At 74.4% G+C, this 19,371-nt stretch carries 14 protein-coding genes and 1 pseudogene; 8 read left to right on the forward strand and 7 right to left on the reverse strand.

Going from position 1 to position 19,371, the window contains the following annotated elements; genetic code table 11:
- Window positions 1-145: 145 nt before the first annotated feature.
- Window positions 146-940: a phosphatase gene (locus ACFSJS_RS19045; RefSeq protein ID WP_380901949.1), complete on the forward strand. Its 795-nt coding sequence runs from the start codon at window positions 146-148 to the stop codon at window positions 938-940.
- Between the two features lie 229 nt (window positions 941-1,169).
- On the opposite strand, the gene ACFSJS_RS19050 is transcribed toward ACFSJS_RS19045, so the two are convergent.
- The 3 genes from ACFSJS_RS19050 to ACFSJS_RS19060 all read right to left on the reverse strand — a co-directional run bounded on the left by ACFSJS_RS19050 (window position 1,170) and on the right by ACFSJS_RS19060 (window position 4,238).
- The gene (locus ACFSJS_RS19050) at window positions 1,170-2,162 is read right to left on the reverse strand and encodes an acyl-CoA thioesterase (RefSeq protein ID WP_380901951.1); all 993 of its coding nucleotides are present in this window, start codon (window positions 2,160-2,162) and stop codon (window positions 1,170-1,172) included.
- 120 nt (window positions 2,163-2,282) lie between these two features.
- Entirely contained in the window at window positions 2,283-3,440 is a 1,158-nt protein-coding gene (locus tag ACFSJS_RS19055) for an acyl-CoA dehydrogenase family protein (protein WP_380901953.1), read from the reverse strand.
- Window positions 3,441-3,602: 162 nt separating this feature from the next.
- Window positions 3,603-4,238 carry an SACE_7040 family transcriptional regulator gene (locus tag ACFSJS_RS19060; protein ID WP_380901955.1) on the reverse strand — a complete coding sequence of 212 codons (636 nt, stop codon included), beginning with the start codon at window positions 4,236-4,238 and terminating at the stop codon, window positions 3,603-3,605.
- A gap of 86 nt (window positions 4,239-4,324) precedes the next feature.
- Between ACFSJS_RS19060 and ACFSJS_RS19065 the strand changes: the two genes are divergently transcribed.
- Genes ACFSJS_RS19065 through ACFSJS_RS19080 form a run of 4 tightly spaced genes read left to right on the forward strand, consistent with a single transcriptional unit; the run spans window position 4,325 to window position 10,215 of the window.
- A complete protein-coding gene (locus tag ACFSJS_RS19065) occupies window positions 4,325-5,956 on the forward strand; it encodes a carboxyl transferase domain-containing protein (protein WP_380901957.1) in 1,632 nt (543 codons plus the stop codon).
- 14 nt (window positions 5,957-5,970) lie between these two features.
- Window positions 5,971-8,028, forward strand: a complete 2,058-nt coding sequence (locus ACFSJS_RS19070) for an ATP-binding protein (protein WP_380901959.1) — start codon at window positions 5,971-5,973, stop codon at window positions 8,026-8,028.
- Complete coding sequence (locus ACFSJS_RS19075) at window positions 8,025-9,050, forward strand: hydroxymethylglutaryl-CoA lyase (protein ID WP_380901961.1); 1,026 nt, start codon at window positions 8,025-8,027, stop codon at window positions 9,048-9,050. Before ACFSJS_RS19070 ends, ACFSJS_RS19075 begins: the two co-directional genes overlap by 4 nt.
- A 4-nt stretch (window positions 9,051-9,054) precedes the next feature.
- On the forward strand, window positions 9,055-10,215 hold the full coding sequence (locus tag ACFSJS_RS19080; RefSeq protein ID WP_380901963.1) for an acyl-CoA dehydrogenase family protein: 1,161 nt from the start codon (window positions 9,055-9,057) through the stop codon (window positions 10,213-10,215).
- An 86-nt stretch (window positions 10,216-10,301) separates the two neighbouring features.
- Here the strand turns inward: ACFSJS_RS19080 and ACFSJS_RS19085 are convergent, their stop codons facing one another.
- The 3 genes from ACFSJS_RS19085 to ACFSJS_RS19095 all read right to left on the reverse strand — a co-directional run bounded on the left by ACFSJS_RS19085 (window position 10,302) and on the right by ACFSJS_RS19095 (window position 14,856).
- Window positions 10,302-12,929 carry a SpoIIE family protein phosphatase gene (locus ACFSJS_RS19085; protein WP_380901965.1) on the reverse strand — a complete coding sequence of 876 codons (2,628 nt, stop codon included), beginning with the start codon at window positions 12,927-12,929 and terminating at the stop codon, window positions 10,302-10,304.
- A 289-nt stretch (window positions 12,930-13,218) separates the two neighbouring features.
- Window positions 13,219-14,010 carry a hypothetical protein gene (locus ACFSJS_RS19090; protein WP_380901967.1) on the reverse strand — a complete coding sequence of 264 codons (792 nt, stop codon included), beginning with the start codon at window positions 14,008-14,010 and terminating at the stop codon, window positions 13,219-13,221.
- A 3-nt stretch (window positions 14,011-14,013) separates the two neighbouring features.
- A complete protein-coding gene (locus ACFSJS_RS19095) occupies window positions 14,014-14,856 on the reverse strand; it encodes a hypothetical protein (protein WP_380901969.1) in 843 nt (280 codons plus the stop codon).
- Window positions 14,857-15,102: 246 nt separating this feature from the next.
- Between ACFSJS_RS19095 and ACFSJS_RS19100 the strand changes: the two are divergent.
- Together ACFSJS_RS19100 and ACFSJS_RS19105 are read left to right on the forward strand one after the other, a co-directional pair.
- A pseudogene (locus tag ACFSJS_RS19100) lies at window positions 15,103-15,690 on the forward strand (N-acetylmuramoyl-L-alanine amidase); the annotation flags it as partial.
- Between the two features lie 505 nt (window positions 15,691-16,195).
- Window positions 16,196-17,128, forward strand: a complete 933-nt coding sequence (locus ACFSJS_RS19105; protein WP_380901971.1) for a DUF4429 domain-containing protein — start codon at window positions 16,196-16,198, stop codon at window positions 17,126-17,128.
- Between the two features lie 63 nt (window positions 17,129-17,191).
- On the opposite strand, the gene ACFSJS_RS19110 is transcribed toward ACFSJS_RS19105, so the two are convergent.
- On the reverse strand, window positions 17,192-18,778 hold the full coding sequence (locus ACFSJS_RS19110) for a beta-N-acetylhexosaminidase (RefSeq protein ID WP_380901973.1): 1,587 nt from the start codon (window positions 18,776-18,778) through the stop codon (window positions 17,192-17,194).
- A 198-nt stretch (window positions 18,779-18,976) separates the two neighbouring features.
- On the opposite strand from ACFSJS_RS19110, the gene ACFSJS_RS19115 reads away from it, so the two are divergent.
- Complete coding sequence (locus ACFSJS_RS19115) at window positions 18,977-19,252, forward strand: hypothetical protein (RefSeq protein WP_380901975.1); 276 nt, start codon at window positions 18,977-18,979, stop codon at window positions 19,250-19,252.
- The last annotated feature ends 119 nt before the right edge of the window (window positions 19,253-19,371 follow it).

The following is a 19,371-nucleotide window of genomic DNA, read 5'->3' on the forward strand; positions in this document are numbered from 1 at the left end:
CGCGGCCTTTTTGGACGCCCCGTACAGGACGCGGGGCCGTGCGCGGACCGCCTCCGCGCAGGCGCCGGCGGAGGCCGCGGGACGCGCCGGCGGCACACGGGCCGAGCCGATCGCCCGCCGGGCGTCCGCGGGGGACAATGCCTCCATGCCGATAACCCCCGTCCCCACCCGCGCCGAGCTGATCGAGCACCTCGTCCGCACCCGCATCGCGGGGGACGTCGCCACCCCCCGCGAGAACAACCTGGACCACTACCGCAGGCTCGCCAACGGCGACCGGCACTTCTGGCTGGGGCTGGAGCTGGGCGAGCGCTGGACCGACGAGCAGGACGTACTGGCGGTGATGGCAGAGCGCTGCGGCGTCGTCGACGACCCCGGGCACCGCCAGGGCCAGGACACCATCGATCCGGAGCTGACGGTGGCCGCCCTGGACCGGGCCGCCGCCGAGCTGCGCAAGGCGGCCGGGTCCGGGCACCGGGTGCTGTTCGCCACCGGCCACCCCGGCGCCCTGATCGACCTGCACAGCCGGGTGGCGAGCGCGCTGCGCCTGGCCGGGTGCGAGATCGTCCGGGTGCCGCTGGGGCTGATCGCCGACCAGGGCGTGGTGGTGCAGCTCGCCGACATCGCGATGCACGAGCGGGGGGCGACGCTGTGGCACACCCACTCCCCCGCGCCGATGGCCGCGATCCTCGACGCCCTGGAGCGGGCGGGCGAGCCGCTGCCGGACCTGGTCTTCGCCGACCACGGCTGGGCGGGCTGCGCGGCGCAGCGCGGCATCGCCACCGTCGGCTTCGCCGACTGCAACGATCCGGCGCTGTTCATCGGCGAGGCCGAGGGCACCCTCGCGGTCACCGTCCCGCTGGACGACCACGTGGTCGATCCGCGCCACTACGAGCCGATGACGGCCTACCTGCTGGACGCGGCCGGCCTGACGCCCGCGTAGGGGCGGCGGGCGCGGCGGCCCGCGGAGAGACCGGTTCCCCGGCGGCGGCCGCGGCCCTGGCGTCGGCGCCGTGTGTTCCGCAGCTGCCCGGCGGGCACCCGGCCGCCTGGCCGCCTGGCCGCCTGGCCGCCTGGCGGGAGTTCACCGGGTACGGCTTCACCGGGCTCGGCGGCCCGGTGGCGGCCCCACGGGCCGGACGGTACCGGACGCGCCGGGTGCCGCGCGCCGCTCAGCCGCGCGGCACCCGCACCACGCCCTCCTGCACCACCGTGACCGCCAGCCGCCCGTCGGCGGTGAAGATCCTGCCGCTGCCCAGCCCGCGGCCGGCCTGGGAGGTGGGGCTCGACTGGTCGTACAGCAGCCACTCGTCCACGCGGAAGGGGCGGTGGAACCACATGGCGTGGTCCAGGCTCGCGCCCACCACGTCCCCGACCGTCCAGCCGCCGCGGCCGTGGGCGAGCAGGACGGGCTCCAGCAGGCTCATGTCGGAGACGTAGGCCGCCAGGCACCGGTGGAGCACCGGCCGGTCGTCCCCGCCCGCCAGCTTGCCGTCGACCCGGAACCAGATCCGCGAGCGCGGCTCCCGCGGCCGGCCGGCCGTCAGGTACGGCGGGTCGGTGACGTACCGCAGGTCGACCGCCGCCCGCGCCTGGGCGAGGCGGTCGGCCACGCCCGGGTCGCCGAACAGGTGGGCGTGGCGCGGCAGCAGGTCGGCGGAGGACGGCAGCGTCTCCGGGTCGGGGACGTCCGGCGCGGGCTCGTCCTGGTGCTCCAGCCCCTCCTCGTGGGTCTGGAAGGACGCCGACAGGTGGAAGATCGGCCGACCGTGCTGGACGGCGACCACGCGGCGGGTGGTGAAGGACCGCCCGTCGCGGATGCGGTCGACCGTGTAGACGATCGGGGCGTCCGGGTCGCCGGGCCGCAGGAAGTAGGCGTGCAGCGAGTGCGCGAGCCGGTCCTCCCCGACGGTGCGGGAGGCGGCGGCCAGGGCCTGGGCGGCGACCTGCCCGCCGAAGACGCGGGGGACGACGGCGAAACGGCTCTGGCCGCGGAAGATGTCGCGGTCGATCCGCTCCAGGTCCAGCAGGCGCAGCAGGTCGGCCAGGGGGTCCGGCGCGGCCGTCCCGCCGCCGCTCCGCGCGGGGCCGTCCGGCCCGCCCGTGCCCGCGGTGGCGCCGGTGGCGTCGGTGGCGTCGGTGGCGCCGGTGGCGTCGGTGTCCATGTGGTGGTGCCCGTCCTCCCGCACGGCCCCCGCCGTGCCCCTGCCGTCTCCCCGGCGGTCCGTCGCCGTCCCCGCCGTCCCCGCCGTCTCCTTTCCCGTCCCCGCCGTCCCGCTGCGGGCTCACAGCCCCATGGACTTGGCCACGATGGAGCGCATGACCTCGCTGGTGCCGCCGTAGATGCGGGTGACGCGGGTGTCGGCGTAGAGGCGGGCGATCGGGTACTCCCGCATGTAGCCGTAGCCGCCGTGCAGCTGGAGGCACCTGTCGATGACCTTCGCCGCCGTCTCGGTGGTGAACAGCTTCACGGACGCGGCGTCGGCCGGGGTCAGCTCGCCGGCGTCCAGCGCCTCCAGGGCCCGGTCGGTGACGGCCTGCATGGCGTCCACGTCGGACCGGCAGTCGGCGAGCACGAACTTGGTGTTCTGGAAGGAGGCGACCGGCTTGCCGAAGACCGTGCGGTCCCGGACGTACTCCTGGGCGAAGCGGACGGCGGCCGCGGCCTGGGCGTAGGCGCCGACGGCGATGCCCAGGCGCTCCTGCGGGAGGTTGTGGGTGAGGTAGGAGAAGGCCTTGCCCTCCTCGCCGAGCAGGTCCTCGACGGGGACCTTGACGTCGGTGAAGGACAGCTCGGCGGTGTCGGAGGACTTCAGGCCCAGCTTGTCGAGGTTGCGGCCGACGGCGTAGCCCTCGCTGGCGGTGTCCACCACCAGGATGGAGATGCCCGCGCGGCGGTCCTCGGGGGTCGGCGGGGCGGTGCGGCAGCAGACCAGCACGCGGTCGGCCTGGACGCCGCCGGTGATGAAGGTCTTGGCGCCGTTGAGGACGTAGTGGGTGCCGTCCTCCGACAGCTTCGCGGTGGTCTTCATGCCCGCCAGGTCGGAGCCGGTGCCCGGCTCCGTCATGGCGATGGCGGTCATCATCTCGCCGGTGACGAACGGCGGCAGCCAGCGGCGCTTCTGCTCCTCGGTGGCGTACTTCAGCAGGTAGGGCAGGCACAGTGCGGTGTGGACGCCGGAGCCGCCGAAGCTGACGCCGGCCCGGGCGGTCTCCTCGGAGATGACCGCGTTGTACTTGAAGCTGGTCTCGCCGGCGCCGCCGTACTCCTCGGGCACCTCGATCCCGAAGACGCCCAGTTCCCCGAGCTTCAGGTAGAAGTCGCGGGGTACGCACCCCTGCTTCTCCCACTCCTCGTAGTGGGGGACGACCTCGGCGGCGATGAAGTCGCGGATGGTCTCCCGGAACGCCTCGTGGTCCTCGTTGAACACCGTGCGACGCATCTCACGCCTCCTGGGGCCGGAAACTAAGCGCTTGCTCAGACGCAAGCTACCCAAGGGTCACCGCACTGTCCAGAGGCATCCGGTCGGCGGACACCGGGTGTGGGCGGCGTCATACGGGGCGGCCCCGCGCGGGGAGCGCCGGCGGCTGCGCCGCGCCCGGGATCACGCGCCGGCGGCGCCGCCCCACCCCTGCGCCGCGCCCCCCGCGGCCGCGGTGAAGGCGCCGCGGGCCAGCCGGTGGAGGAGGGCGGCCGTCGCGGCGCGGTCCGGGAGGGAGGAGGGGCGGCTCAGGTGCGGTGTGGAGTTGAGGAGCCCGAAGACGGCGTGGACCGAGGCGCGGGCCTCCTTCTCCGGCAGCTCCGGGTGGACCTCGCGGACCACCTCCACCCACAGCTCCACGTACTGCCGCTGGAGCTGGCGCACCAGCTTGCGGTCGCTGTCGCGCAGCCGGTCCAGCTCGCGGTCGTGGAGGGTGATCAGGGCGCGGTCGTCGAGGGCGAAGTCGATGTGGCGCCCGATGAGCGCGTCCAGCGTCTCCCCCGGCGCGAGCCCGGCGCCGGCGGACTCCGCCAGGCACCTGCGCCCGCCCGCGTACAGCCGCTCGCTGATGCCCACCAGCAGCTCGGCCAGCATCGCGTCCTTGCCGGCGAAGTGCCGGTAGAGGCCCGGGCCGCTGATGCCGACCGCGGCGCCTATCTCGTCCACCCCGACGCCGTGGAAGCCGCGCTCGGCGAACAGGCGGGCGGCCTCGCCGAGGATCTGCTCGCGGCGGGTGGGGGCGTCGGTCCTGGAGCTCATGGGGAAATTGTAGACAGCCGGGTTAGCGGGCGTTAACCTTATGGCGAGGTTAACGCTCACTAACCGGGCAAGGGGGCTCGAAGGGCATGCAGCAGGCACCTCCGCTGGTCACCACCGCCGATCCGGCGTCCGAGGCCTGGCGGGCGAACGAGGCCGCGCACCGGGAGCTGGCCGCGCAGCTGCGCGAGAAGCTCGCCGCGGCACGGCTGGGCGGCGGCGAACGGGCGCGGGAGCGGCACGTCGCGCGCGGCAAGCTGCTCCCGCGCGACCGCGTGGACACCCTGCTGGATCCCGGCTCCCCCTTCCTGGAGCTGGCCCCGCTCGCGGCGGACGGCATGTACGGCGGGCAGGCCCCGGCCGCGGGTGTGATCGCCGGGATCGGGCGGGTGTCGGGGCGCGAGGTGGTGGTCGTCGCCAACGACGCCACCGTCAAGGGCGGCACGTACTACCCGATGACGGTCAAGAAGCACCTGCGCGCCCAGGAGGTGGCCCTGGAGAACCGGCTGCCGTGCGTGTACCTGGTGGACTCCGGCGGCGCCTTCCTGCCGATGCAGGACGAGGTCTTCCCCGACCGCGAGCACTTCGGGCGGATCTTCTACAACCAGGCGCGGATGTCCGGCGCCGGCATCCCGCAGGTCGCGGCGGTGCTCGGCTCGTGCACGGCGGGCGGCGCGTACGTGCCCGCGATGAGCGACGAGGCCGTGATCGTGCGGAACCAGGGCACGATCTTCCTGGGCGGCCCGCCGCTGGTGAAGGCGGCCACCGGCGAGGTCGTCACCGCCGAGGAGCTGGGCGGCGGGGAGGTCCACTCCCGCACCTCCGGGGTGACGGACCACCTCGCCGAGGACGACGCCCACGCCCTGCGCGTCGTCCGGCAGATCGTGGCCACCCTCCCCCGGCGCGGCCCGATGCCCTGGCGCGTGGAACCGGTGGAGGAGCCGAAGGCCGACCCGGCCGGGCTGTACGGCGCGGTCCCGGTGGACTCGCGCACCCCCTACGACGTGCGCGAGGTCATCGCCCGGATCACGGACGGCTCGCGGTTCGCGGAGTTCAAGGCCGAGTACGGCACGACGCTGGTGACGGGCTTCGCGCGCATCCACGGCCACCCGGTCGGGATCGTCGCCAACAACGGCATCCTGTTCTCCGAGTCGGCCCAGAAGGGCGCGCACTTCGTCGAGCTGTGCGACCAGCGCGGCATCCCGCTGCTGTTCCTGCAGAACATCTCGGGCTTCATGGTCGGCCGCAGCTACGAGGCGGGCGGCATCGCCAAGCACGGCGCCAAGATGGTGACGGCCGTGGCCTGCACCCGGGTGCCGAAGCTGACGGTCGTGATCGGCGGCTCCTACGGCGCGGGCAACTACTCGATGTGCGGCCGGGCGTACTCGCCGCGCTTCCTGTGGATGTGGCCCAACGCCAAGATCTCGGTGATGGGCGGCGAGCAGGCCGCCTCGGTGCTGGCCACCGTCAAGCGCGACCAGCTGGAGGCGCGCGGCGAGGAGTGGAGTGCCGAGGAGGAGGAGGCCTTCCGGGCCCCCATCCGCGAGCAGTACGAGACCCAGGGCAGCGCCTACTACGCCACCGCGCGGCTGTGGGACGACGGAGTGATCGACCCGCTGGAGACGCGCGCGGTGCTCGGCCTCGCGCTCACCGCGTGCGCCAACGCTCCGCTGCCCGAGAAGGACCCCGCGGCGCCCGGCTACGGCGTCTTCCGGATGTGAGGGGGATGCGTTCCATGTTCGACACGGTGCTGGTCGCCAACCGCGGCGAGATCGCCGTCCGCGTCATCCGCACGCTGCGGCGGCTGGGCGTGCGCTCGGTCGCCGTCTTCAGCGACGCGGACGCCGGGGCCCGGCACGTGCGGGAGGCGGACACCGCGGTGCGGATCGGCCCCGCGCCGGCCACCGAGAGCTACCTGTCCGCCGAGCGGCTGCTGGACGCGGCGCGGCGGACGGGCGCACAGGCCGTCCACCCCGGCTACGGCTTCCTCGCCGAGAACGCCGCCTTCGCCCGCGCGGTGGAGGAGGCCGGCCTGGTCTTCGTCGGTCCGCCCGCCGGGGCCATCGAGCTGATGGGCGACAAGATCCGCGCCAAGGAGACGGTGCGGGCGGCCGGGGTGCCGGTGGTGCCCGGCAGCAGCGGCAGCTCCCTGACCGACGCCGAACTGGCCGCCGCCGCCCTGGAGATCGGCATGCCGGTGCTGCTCAAGCCCTCGGCGGGCGGCGGCGGCAAGGGCATGCGGCTGGTGCGCGACGAGGCGGCCCTGGCCGACGAGATCGCCGCCGCGCGCCGCGAGGCCCGCGGCGCCTTCGGTGACGACACCCTGCTGGTGGAGCGGTGGATCGACGGTCCGCGCCACATCGAGATCCAGGTCCTCGCAGACGGCCACGGCACCGTGGTCCACCTGGGCGAACGCGAGTGCAGCCTCCAGCGCCGCCACCAGAAGATCATCGAGGAGGCGCCCAGCCCCCTGCTGGACGAGGCGACCCGCGCGGCGATGGGCGAGGCCGCGGTGCGCGCCGCCCGCTCCTGCGGCTACCGGGGCGCGGGCACGGTGGAGTTCATCGTCCCCGGCGGGGACCCGGGCTCGTACTGCTTCATGGAGATGAACACCCGCCTCCAGGTCGAGCACCCGGTCACGGAGCTGATCACCGGCCTGGACCTGGTGGAGTGGCAGCTGCGGGTGGCGGCCGGCGAGCCGCTCGCCTTCGGCCAGGAGGACGTCTCCCTGCGCGGCCACGCGGTCGAGGCCCGCATCTGCGCCGAGAGCGCCCGCGCCACCGGCGGGCGGGTGGACTTCCTGCCGTCGGCCGGCACCGTCCACCTGCTGTCCGAGCCGTCGGGCGAGGGGGTGCGCGTGGACTCCGGGCTCGCCGAGGGCACCGAGGTGGGCACCGATTACGACCCGATGCTCGCCAAGGTGATCGCCTACGGGCCGGACCGGGCGTCGGCCCTGCGGAGGCTGCGCGGTGCCCTGGCCGGGACGACGGTCCTGGGTGTGGAGACGAACACCGCCTTCCTGCGCGCCCTGCTGGAGCACCCGGCGGTGCTCTCCGGTGACCTGGACACCGGCCTGGTGGACCGCGACGCGGCCTCGCTGCTGCCGTCGGGGGTGCCCGCCGAGGTGTACGCGGCGGCGGCCCTGCTGCGCCACGCCGCCCTGGAGCCGGAGCCCTCCCCCGCCGGCTGGACGGACCCGTTCGCCGCGCCGACCGGCTGGCGGCTCGGCGGTGAGCCCGCCTGGACGGTCCACCACCTGCGGGTGCCGGGCCGCGAGCCGGTGGCCGTACGGGTGCGCGGCCGGTCCACCGGCGCCGAGGTCCGCGTCGGGGAGGAGCCGCCGGTGCGGGCCGCGCTGCGGGGCGGCGCGGCCGGCCGGATCCTGCTGGAGTGGGACGGCGTCACCCACTCCTTCGCCCACGCCCGCGCCGGCGGCGGCCGGTGGCTCGGCCGCGACGGGGTCGGCTGGCAGCTGACCGACCACGACCCGGTCGAGGCGGCCCTGCGCGGCGGTGCCGGGGCGCACGGCGCCGACGCGCTGACCGCGCCGATGCCCGGCACGGTCACCGTCGTCAAGGCGGCCGTCGGCGACGAGGTCGTCGCGGGCCAGAGCCTGCTGGTGGTGGAGGCGATGAAGATGGAGCACGTCATCACCGCGCCGTACGACGGGACCGTCACCGAACTGGACGTCGCCCCGGGCAGCACCGTCGCCATGGACCAGGTGCTGGCCGTCGTCGAGCCCGGGGGGTCCGGCGAGCCGGCCGCCGAGCCGGCCGAGGGGGCCGTGCGATGACCGGGGGACCGGCCGAGGGGCTGCCCATGGCCTTCCCCGCGGAGGGGCTCCCCTCCCGGGTCCGCATCCATGAGGTGGGGCCGCGCGACGGACTGCAGAACGAGCCGTCCGTCGTCCCCGTCGAGGTGAAGGCGGAGTTCGTCCGCCGGCTCGCCGGCGCCGGGCTGCGCACCGTCGAGGCCACCAGCTTCGTCCACCCCCGGTGGGTGCCCCAGCTGGCCGACGCCGAGCAGTTGTTCCCGGCCGTGGCCGACCTCGCCGACCGCGCGGGGGCCGAGGCCGTACGGCTGCCGGTGCTCGTCCCCAACGAGCGCGGCCTGGAGCGGGCCCTGGCCCTGGGCGCCCGCGAGATCGCCGTCTTCGGCAGCGCCACCGAGTCCTTCGCCAAGGCCAACCTCAACCGCACCGTCGACGAGGCCCTGGCCATGTTCGAGCCGGTGGTGGCCCGGGCGAAGGAGGCGGGCGCCGGGGTGCGCGGCTACCTGTCGATGTGCTTCGGCGACCCGTGGGAGGGTCCGGTGCCCGTCGACAGGGTCGTCGGGGTCTGCCGCCGCCTGCTCGACCTGGGCTGCGACGAACTCAGCCTGGGCGACACCATCGGCGTGGCCACGCCCGGCCACGTCACCGCCCTGCTGACCGCCCTGAACGAGGCCGGGGTGCCCACCGGGCGCCTCGCCGTCCACTTCCACGACACCTACGGCCAGGCCCTGGCCAACACCCTCGCCGCCCTGCGGCACGGCGTCACCACCGTGGACGCCTCCGCGGGGGGCCTCGGCGGCTGCCCCTACGCCAGGAGCGCCACCGGCAACCTCGCCACCGAGGACCTGGTGTGGATGCTGCAGGGGCTCGGCATCGACACCGGAGTCGACCTCGGCCTCCTGACCGCCACGAGCGTGTGGATGGCCGAACGGCTGGGCCGCCCCAGCCCCTCCCGCACGGTGCGCGCCCTGGCCCCCCGGGCCGCCGACGCCTCCCGGGACACCACCGCCCAGGACTCCCCCGCCTCCCACAAGGAGCAGTGACGCCATGTCCCTTGACCACCGCCTCTCCCCCGAACACGAGGAACTGCGCCGCACCGTCGAGGAGTTCGCGCACGACGTCGTCGCGCCGAAGATCGGGGAGTTCTACGAGAACCACGAGTTCCCCTACGAGATCGTCCGCGAGATGGGCCGCATGGGCCTGTTCGGCCTGCCCTTCCCCGAGGAGTACGGGGGCATGGGCGGCGACTACCTCGCCCTGTGCCTGGCCCTGGAGGAGCTGGCCCGGGTGGACTCCTCCGTCGCCATCACCCTGGAGGCGGCCGTCTCGCTGGGCGCCATGCCCGTCTACCGCTTCGGCACCGAGGAGCAGAAGCGCCAGTGGCTGCCGAAGCTGTGCTCGGGCGAGGTGCTGGGCGCCTTCGGCCTGACCGAGCCGGAGTGCGGCTCGGACGCGGGCGGCACCCGCACCACCGCCGTCCGCGACGGCGACGAGTGGGTGATCAACGGCACCAAGTGCTTCATCACCAACTCCGGCACCGACATCACCGGTCTGGTCACGGTCACCGCCGTCACCGGCCGGGGACCCGACGGCCGCCCGGAGATCTCCTCGATCATCGTTCCCTCCGGCACCCCGGGCTTCACCGTCGCCGCCCCCTACTCCAAGGTCGGCTGGAACGCCTCCGACACCCGCGAGCTGTCCTTCTCCGACGTCCGGGTCCCGGCCGCCAACCTGCTGGGCGAGGAGGGCCGCGGTTACGCGCAGTTCCTGCGCATCCTCGACGAGGGCCGCATCGCCATCTCGGCCCTGGCCACCGGGCTGGCCCAGGGGTGCGTGGACGAGTCGGTGCGGTACGCCCGGGAGCGCCATGCCTTCGGCCGCCCGATCGGCTCCAACCAGGCCATCCAGTTCAAGCTCGCCGACATGGAGATGCGGGCCCACACCGCCCGCATCGCCTGGCGCGACGCGGCCTCCCGGCTGCTGGCGGGCGAGCCGTTCAAGAAGGAGGCGGCGATCGCCAAGCTGTACTCCTCGGAGATCGCGGTCACCAACGCCCGTGAGGCGACCCAGATCCACGGCGGCTACGGCTTCATGAACGAGTACCCGGTGGCCCGCATGTGGCGCGACTCCAAGATCCTGGAGATCGGCGAGGGCACCAGCGAGGTGCAGCGCATGCTGATCGCCCGGGAACTGGGCATGTCCTCCTGAGCTCGGCAGGGCGCCGCCCGCCCCCGCGCCCGCACCGCCCGAGCGGGGGCGGGCCGGGCCGGGCCGGGGTGCCCGGCCCGCCCCGGTCATGTCTGCGGCAGCGGCTGCTCGGCCCAGATGATCTTCCCCGTCCCGGTGTACCGGGTGCCCCAGCGTTCGGAGAGCTGCGCCACCAGGAACAGCCCCCGGCCGCCCTCGTCCGTCGTCGCGGCGCGCCGCAGGTGCGGCGAGGTGCTGCTGGCGTCGGAGACCTCGCAGATCAGGCTCCGCTCCAGCCTCAGCAGCCTGACCCCGACCGGTCCGGTGGCGTGCCGGATGGCGTTGGTGACCAGCTCGCTGAGGATCAGCTCGGTGCTGAACCCCAGCTCCTCCAGTCCCCAGCCGGCCAGCCGCCGGGCGACGCCCGCCCGCACCTCCGACACCGCGGCCGGGTCGGAGGGGACCTCCCAGACCGCGGTGCTGTCGGCCGCCAGCGCCCGGGTGCGGGCGATGAGCAGGGCGACGTCGTCGCGCGGCCGCTCGATCAGCAGCGCGCCGGTCACCACGTCGCAGGCCTCCTCGGGGGAGGCGTCCCCGGCGTGGACCAGCGCCTCCCGCAGCAGGGTCAGCCCGACGTCGATGTCCCGGCCGCGGTCCTCGATGAGCCCGTCGGTGTAGAGGACCAGGCGGCTGCCCTCGGCCAGGTCGATCTCGGCCGTCTCGTAGGGCGGCCCGCCCAGGCCCAGGGGCGCGCCCACCGGGGTGTCGGGGAACTCCACGGTGCCGTCGGGGTGGGCGAGGGCGAGCGGCGGGTGCCCGGCGCGGGCGACGACGCAGTTGCGGGCGACCGGGTCGTAGATCGCGTACAGGCAGGTGGCGCCCATCATCCCGACGGCGTCGTCGGGCGCCCCGTCCTCGTCGGCGTCCTGGTCGCTCCGGCTCACCAGCTCGTCGAGGTGTCCGATGATCTCGTCGGGCGGCAGGTCCAGCGCCGAGAAGTTGTGGACGGCGGTGCGCAGCCGCCCCATGGTGGCGGCCGCGTGCAGCCCGTGCCCGACCACGTCGCCGACCACCAGTGCGACGCGGGCCCCGGAGAGCGGGATCACGTCGAACCAGTCGCCGCCCACCCCGGACTGGGCGGGCAGGTAGCGGTGGGCGATCTCCAGGGCCTCCTGTCCGGGCAGTGCGCGGGGCAGCAGACTGCGCTGGAGGGTGGCGGCCATGGTGTGCTCGCGGGTGTAGCGGCGGGCGTTGTCGACGGCGGCCGCGGCGCGGGCCACCAGTTCCTCGGCCAGGGACAGGTCGTCGTCGTCGAAGGGCTCGGGCTTCTCCGAGCGCCAGAAGGTGGCCACGCCCAGCACGATGCCGCGCGCCTTGAGCGGCACCGCGACCAGCGAGTGGACCCCCTCGGCCAGGATGTCCCGGGCGCGCTCGGGGTCCTGCCGCCGCCACCCCGGAGCGGTGGACAGGTCCGACTCCAGGACGGCGTGGCCCAACCGGTAGCCCCGGGCCTGGGGCGTGGACGGCAGGAAGGTGATCGACTCGCCGGTCGGGTAGAAGGCCGGGACGTCCCGGATGCCGGCCGCGGCCGCCCGGCGCATGTCGGCCGTGCCGCCGGCCGGCTCGTCGCCGCGCAGCACGGCGTCGGCCAGGTCCACGGTGACGAAGTCGGCGAACCGGGGCACCGCGGCCTCCGCCAGCTCCCCGGCGGTGCGCACCATGTCCAAGGTGGTGCCGATGCCGTTGCCCGCGTCGTAGAGGAGCTTCAGCCTGCGGCGCGCCGCCTCCGCGCTCTCGGAGAGGACCCGCAGCTCGGTGGAGTCCCGGAAGGTCGCCACACTGCCCGGCGGGCCCCCGTGGCGGTCCGTGGGCTGCTGGTTGACGGCCAGCATGCGGTCCCCGACCATGTGGACCTCGTCCACCGCCGGGCGCTGGGAGACCAGCAGTCTGGTGGTGCGCGGGCTCAGGTCCAGTTCGCGGACGTGACGGCCCTCGGCGTCGGGCGGCAGGTCCAGGAGCCGGCGCGCCTCGTCGTTGGCGAGCACCAGCCGGCCGCCGGCCCCGATGATGAGCACGCCCTCCCGGACGGCGTGGAGCACGGCGTCGTGGTGCTCGTACATGCGGGCCATCTCGGCCGGTCCCAGGCCGTGGGTCTGGCGCAGCAGCCGCCTGCCGACCACGGCCGTGCCGGCCATGGACAGCAGCAGCGCCGCCGCGGCGGCGCCGAAGAGCAGCGGGAGCTGGTCCTGGACCCCGCTGCTGACCTTGTCGATGGTGATGCCCGCCGAGACCAGGCCCACCACCGTCCCGTCGCCGTCGGTGACGGGGACCACCGCCTGCACCAGGGGGCCGAGGGTGCCGACGATCTCCTCGGTGACGACCTCCCCCTCCAGCGCCGGTCCGGTCGTGCCGACGAAGCGCTCGCCGATCCGGTCGGGCCTGGGGTGGGTGTAGCGGATCCCCTCGGTGTCCGTGACCACGACGAAGTCCACGCCCGAGCGCTCCCTGGCCCGCTCGGCGAGCGGCTGGAGCACCTCGGTGGGGTCCTCCTCCGCCAGCGCCCCGGACAGCCCCGGCGCGCTGGCGAACGCCTCGGCGACGGCGACCGAGCGGTTGCGCGCCTCCTGGGCGCCGCTGCTGTTGGCCTGGACGAGCAGGGCCGCCACCGCGGCCACGACGAGCAGCACGACGAGGACGGCCTGGAGGAGGAAGACCTGGCCGGCCAGGCTCCTCATGCCCAGCAACGAGCCGGGGGGCCGTTCCGACGACGGCCGCCCGGCCCGGTGGCGCCTTGGGTCCTCGCGCTCCGATCCCCCGTTCCCGCGCGAGTGGCGGGCGCCGAACAGTCGGGACAGCACGCCCCAAGATCGGTCAGAAAGTCCGATCACATGCCCATTCTTAACACCGTTTGCCGCCCCGTGGCGAACGGTCGCCCTCCGGTGGCCGCACCGGCCCGCCCTCCGCTCCCACCGCAGTGGAGGCCCCCGCACGGCTCCCGCCCCGGCGCCGGCCCCGCGGAACGGCTCACGGCGAGCTCCGCGGCCGGGCCTCGTCCCCGCCGTGACCGGGGGCTTGGACCTCGCCCTCCCCCGGGCCGGAGGCGGCGGGGGGCCGCCCCCTCGCCCTGCCGAGGTGCAGCGCGGTCGCGCAGAGGGCGTGGGCGAGCCATCCCGCCGCGAGCGCCACGGGCCTGCCCTGTTCCCGGAGCAGGTGGCAGGCCGTGAAGAAGGCGACCAGACCGATGCTGTTGCGGGTGAAGTGCCGGGTGAAGCGCTCCAGGTCGTGGCGTGTTTCGAGCACGACCAGGACACCCGAGTAGGGGAAGGTGACGACCAGTCCCTTCAGGTGCCGGCCCACCGCCACCATGAGCAGCGAGCCGCCCGCCGCGGCGCCCAGTTTCGCCAGGGGGCCCAGACGGGTGGCAGGGCCGGCCGCCCGGTCGGGGCCGGGCGGGAACAGCACCGTGGCCACCGCCCACAGCACGCCCACCACGGCCAGCACCGGCGGAAGCGGAAGCGGCTCGAACACCGCGACCAACCTGCTCAGCCCGAGGTAGACCAGCACTCCGGCGAGGTCCGCCACCACGATGTGCAGCCCCATCCGCACGTGCAGCACGGCGACGACGACGAAGAACGCGTTCAACGCGGCGACGCCGAGCAGCTCGCCGCCGTCCACGTGGAAGGGGGTGGCGATCGACATCATCGTGATCGGGATCGGCAGGCTGTAGACCAGCGCGCGCCACCGGACCGAACGGATCAGGCTGACGACCCACACCGTGAGCGTGACGGTCACGGCGGCCACCAGCAGCGACGTCACCCTTCAGTCCTCGGTGGGCACCAGTCTGCGGAACGACTCGCGGAGCCGGCCCGTGTCCTGCTCGTTGACCGTGAACAGTTGCGCGACGATCTCCCCGCGGGCGTTCATCCGCGCCTCCCAGGCGTACCGGCCGTCCCAGACGACGGAGTTGAGGCGGAGCCCCGGATCCTGTTCCCGGTGCCTGACGACCACCTCCACCCCCGCCCGCCGCTGCCGCTCCACGAGCTCCTCCAGCTCCGCGCCGGTCCGGTCGACGAGGAAGACGCGTCTGATCCGCACCCCCCTGGCCAGTGCGTCGAGGTTGGCCTGCCAGTAGGCCTCCCCCAGGGCGCTGCGCCACCACAGCGGGTCGCCCACGACGTTGGTCACGGCCTCCATCCGGACGCGGCAGTTCCGGGTGGCGCTCAGGAGGTGCTCGCCGTCGTCCCCGGGCCGCTCCACCCGGCCCCGGCCGAGTTCGTCGAGTTCCTCGGACAGCCTGCGCAGCCGTCGCCGCGCCTCCTCCTCGATCACGCTGCCGGGATACCGCTCGGATATCCGCCGCACGGCCGTGGACACGGACGTCACCGAGTCGGCGAGCCAGTCGGGCGCCCGGAGGACCTGCTTGAGGTGGAAGCGGCGTTCGGCCCGGGCGGAGGCGTCCAGCACGAGGGAGAGGAGGGTGACGAGGAGTCCGACGGTCAGGGACTCGACCCCGCTCGCGGCTCCGGTGACGTCCAGGCAGACGGACAGGACGATGGCCAGGCATATGCCGACCAGGGCTATGGGGTCGCTGTGGGCCACCAGGCGGGTCAGCCCGCCCCCGGACCGCCGACCGGCTCTGGGAGGACGCGGCGTGTTCGTCACCCGCTCAGCCTAGGGCGTGACGGTTCGTGACCGAAGCGGTTTCCCCGACTCGTCCGCTTCGGCGGATCCCCGGCGCCCGCCCCGTGGGAGCCCTGGCCCGCCGCCCCGCCGTCGCACCCCGGCGCCTCCCCGCCCTCCACACCGTCGAAACGCTTCGAGAAATCTTGCGCCGCACCCAGGTCACCCGGGTGGAGGTGGGTAAGAAACAGTCAACGACTTTTACCCACGGTAGTCGGGAGAACACCTATGGCTACTCCCATCGGGGCGAGCGCGCTCGTCACCGCCCTCAAGAAGGAGGGGCTCAGAGTCGTCGAGGTCGGCAGCTGGCGCACGCACAACCGCAACCACACGGGCGCCTGGGGGCCGGTCCACGGGGTGATGATCCACCACACCGTCACCTCGGGGTCGGCGCGGACGGTGGAGATCTGCCGCACGGGCTACAGCAGCCTGCCCGGCCCCCTGTGCCACGGCGTCATCACCAAGGACGGCCGGGTCCACCTGGTCGGCCACGGCAGGGCCAACCACGCCGGGCTCGGCGACGACGACGTGCTGCGCGCGGTGATCGACGAGCGCTCCCCCCTCCCCGCGGACAACGAGGCCAACACCGACGGCAACGCCCGCTTCTACGGCTTCGAGTGCGAGAACCTCGGCGACGGCAAGGACCCCTGGCCCGCGGCCCAGCTCGACGCCATCGAACGCGCCGCCGCGGCGCTCTGCCGCCACCACGGCTGGAAGGCCGAGTCCGTGATCGGCCACCTGGAGTGGCAGCCGGGCAAGGTGGATCCCCGCGGCTTCTCCATGAACACCCTGCGCGCCCGCATACGCGAGCGCCTGAACCACACCGCCGGCTGGGACCGGGACGAGGAGGACGACGTGCCGAACGCGATCGGGGAGTACGACACCGCCGACATCCGGCTCGCCCCGGGGAAGTGGACGACCCTCGACATCAAGGGCGTGGACATCCTGACCGGCGCGACGCGCTACCAGGTGATGGCCCACCTCACCGTCAGGATCCCGCGCGACTCCACGCTCCAGGGCCGCTTCTACCACCTGCGGCCGGACGGCTCCCGCTGGGAGTCGGGCGTGATGGAGCGCGCCGCCACCTCGGGGACGACCTTCGCCGACTTCCACCACTCCGGCAGCATCGCGCGCACCGAGAAGCTGCGCTTCGAGGTGATCTACCACCCGGCCTCCCCCGACGACGACGCGCCGGTCACCATCACCACCTCCCGTCTGCGCGGCCTGTACTGGACGTGACCGGGGGCGGGCCGGCGCCGACGGCCCGCCCCGGCTCTCCGTCCGCGCGGTGGCGGCGGTGACGGGCTGAGAGAATCGGCCCATGACCGAGATACTCCAGCAGGCGGGGACCTGGACGTTCGACGGCGGCAGCGTGCGCATCGTGCCCGGCCACCACAAGAGCGTGCACAAGCTGCGGAGGCTGCTGGGAGAACTGACGGTCCCGCTGGCGGCGGTGGCCGGTGTCTCGTACGAGCCGGGGCGCAAGGGCGGATGGCTGCGGCTGCGGCTGCGGCACGGGGCCGACCCGCTCCTCCAGGCGGCGGGCGGCCGGCTGCCCGACGCGGCCGACCCGTACCGCCTGGAGGTGGAGCCGGACCGCTCGGGGGTGGCCGGGTACTTCGCCGAGGAGCTCCGCAACGCCCTGGTGCTGGAACAGGTCCCCGTCGACGAGCCCTGCGACCGCTACCTGCTGCCCGGCCCGCCGGTGCCGCTGACGGTGCAGGGCACCGACGGCACGGCCTCCTTCGACGGGGAGGAGGTCCGGCTCGACTGGAACTGGGTGGCCGAGGGCAGCAAGTCCTCCGCCGGTCCGCGCGTGTTCGCGCTGCACGAGCTGGAGGGGGTGCAGTGGAGCCCGGCGGTCGGTCTGGAGAACGGCTACCTGCGGCTGCGGCCCAGGGGGGCGCACGCCGTCCTCAAGCCCGACCACGACCCCAACTGCCTGGTGCTGTGGGGGGTGCGGCAGGCCAAGGACGTCAGCTCGGTGCTGCTGGCCGCCGCCGTCACCGCCCGCCTCCCGCACCCCTCGGCCGCCTCGCGCGCCGGGCGGGAGGCGCCCGGCGGCGGGAGCGTCCCGCCCGCGCTGCCCCCGGCGTCCGCGCCGGTTCCGAAGTCCCCGCCCGGCGGCGGGCCGGGCGAGGACCACGACGCCCTGCTGCGGCGGCTGCGCGAGCTGGGCGAACTGCACCGGGAGGGCGTCCTGACCGACGAGGAGTTCACCGCCGCCAAGCAGGCGGTGCTGCGCCGGTTCTGAGGACGGGCCGGGGGCGGCGCTGCGGGCCCGGGCCCGCGGCGCCGCCCCCGGCCGGCGTTCGCCTCATCCCTCCCAGGGCACCTGGGGCGAGCGCCAGTGGTCGATGCCCATCAGCTCCCAGCGCGGCCCCTGCTGGGCCAGCCGGGTGCGGTAGTCCTCCCAGTCCAGGGCCGAGGCCGGGGACCAGCCCAGTTCGGCGATGCCCGGCAGCCGGGGGAAGGCCATGAACTCGATGTGGTCGCCGGTCTCGATGGTCTCCGTCCACAGCGGCGCCTCGACCCCGAGCACCGCCTCCTGCGGCACGTCCGCGAAGTAGCTGCCCGGGTCCCAGTCGTAGGACTGCCGCACCTCGACGTAGCCCGCCCAGCTCAGCCCCAGCGGGGTGTCCTCGTCGTACTTCATGTCGAGGTAGGAGCGGTCGGCCGGGGAGAGGATCAGCCGGGTGCCGCCGCGGGCCGCCTCGGCGACCTCCGCCTCCCTGCCGGTCGTCCCCCAGTACTGCACGACCGCGCCCTCGGCGGGTCTGGCGCCGGCGAGCTGGTGCCAGCCGATGACGGTCTTGCCGTACCTCGCCACGGTCCGCTGGGCGCGCTCCATGAAGGCGGCGTAGTCCTCCTCGCTGGTCTGGTGGGCCTCGTCGCCGCCGATGTGGAGGTAGGGGCCGGGGGTCAGTGCGGCGATCTCCCGGATCACGTCGTCGACGAAGTCGTAGGTGGTCTCCAGCGGTACGCACAGCGAGCTGAAGCCCACCTCGGTGCCGGTGTACAGCGGCGGCGCGACGCCGTCGCAGTTGAGCTCGGCGTAGGAGGCCAGGGCGGCGTTGGTGTGGCCGGGCATGTCGATCTCGGGCACGACCGTCATGTGCCGGCCGGCGGCGTACCGCACGATCTCGCGGTACTCCTCCTTGGTGTAGTGACCGCCGGGCCCGCCGCCGACCTCGGTGCTGCCGCCGTGGGCGGCCAGTCGCGGCCAGGAGTCGATCGCGATGCGCCAGCCCTGGTCGTCCGTCAGGTGGAGGTGAAGGGTGTTGATCTTGTAGAGGGCGAGCTGGTCGATGTAGCGCTTGACCTGCTCGACGGTGAAGAAGTGCCGCGCCACGTCGAGCATCGCGCCGCGGTAGGCGTAGCGCGGGACGTCGGTGACGGTGCCGCCGGCCACCAGCCACGGGCCGCTCCTGCGCTCGCGGGCCTCCACCCGCGCGGGCAGCAGCTGACGCAGCGTCTGGACGCCGTGGAAGAGGCCGGAGGCCGTGCGGGCCCGGATCACCACCGCGCGCGGCGAGACGTCCAGCCGGTAGCCCTCCTCCCCCAGCTCCGCGGGGCCGCCGAGCTCCAGCCGGATGCCGTCGGGGCCGGGCCGGGTGGTCACCGGCAGCCGGTACCCGGTCGACGGCCTCAGCAGCCGCGCCAGGTGGTCGCCGGCCTCCCGCGCCCCGGCCGACCGGCCCGGCACCCGGATCACGGTCCGCTCGCCGATCGCGTACGGCCTCCCGCCCGGTTCGACGGACGCGGGGGCCGGGATCACCTGGTCCAGCGGTCTGGGCCCGGCCCCGGGCGGTCCGGTGGGATCGGCGGCGGCCGCCGGGCCGTGGGGGACGGTGGCGAGGAGGGCGGCGCAGAGCAGGAGGAGCCGGAGTCGCAGTCGTCTCACGGGCGTTCCCTTCGGACCGTGGCACGGGGTGTGGGTGTACGAGGCGCAACCGTTCGGCTCCCATGCGTACTGCGCACACCATCGGGGGTCAAGGTATAGACCACTTCGGGGATCCCTCATCCCTCCTTGGAGTGCCCACCTGCCCGATATCGGGCAGATTTCTTGCGAAAGACGGCGGGGGGGCCTCAGTATCAACGGGTGCTCGAACGCCCCCCGGCCCATGACGACCTCGTGGACCACCTCGTGCGCACCACGCCGCTCGGACGCGGCGAGGCGGCGCGGGTGGTCCTGGACGTCCTGGCCTACTTCGACGAGACGGTCGAGGAGTTCGTGCGCCGCCGCCACCGCGAGCTCCAGGCCCGCGGGCTGACGAACCCGGAGATCTTCGAGCGGATCACCGGCGAGCTGCCGTACCGCGCGGTGGCTCCGCCGCAGCTCTCCCTGCGGCAGCTGCGCCGCATCGTCTACGGCTGACGGCGGAGGGCGCCCGCACGGACGCCGCCCGCGCCGCGGCGCGGGCCCGGACGGCGCGGCCCGGACGCGGACCGAGACCCAGAACCACCACCGAGGCGCCGGGGAGACCCGGAGAGGCC

Source organism: Streptomyces desertarenae, from assembly GCF_042681365.1.
Classification (GTDB): Bacteria; Actinomycetota; Actinomycetes; order Streptomycetales; family Streptomycetaceae; genus Streptomyces; species Streptomyces desertarenae.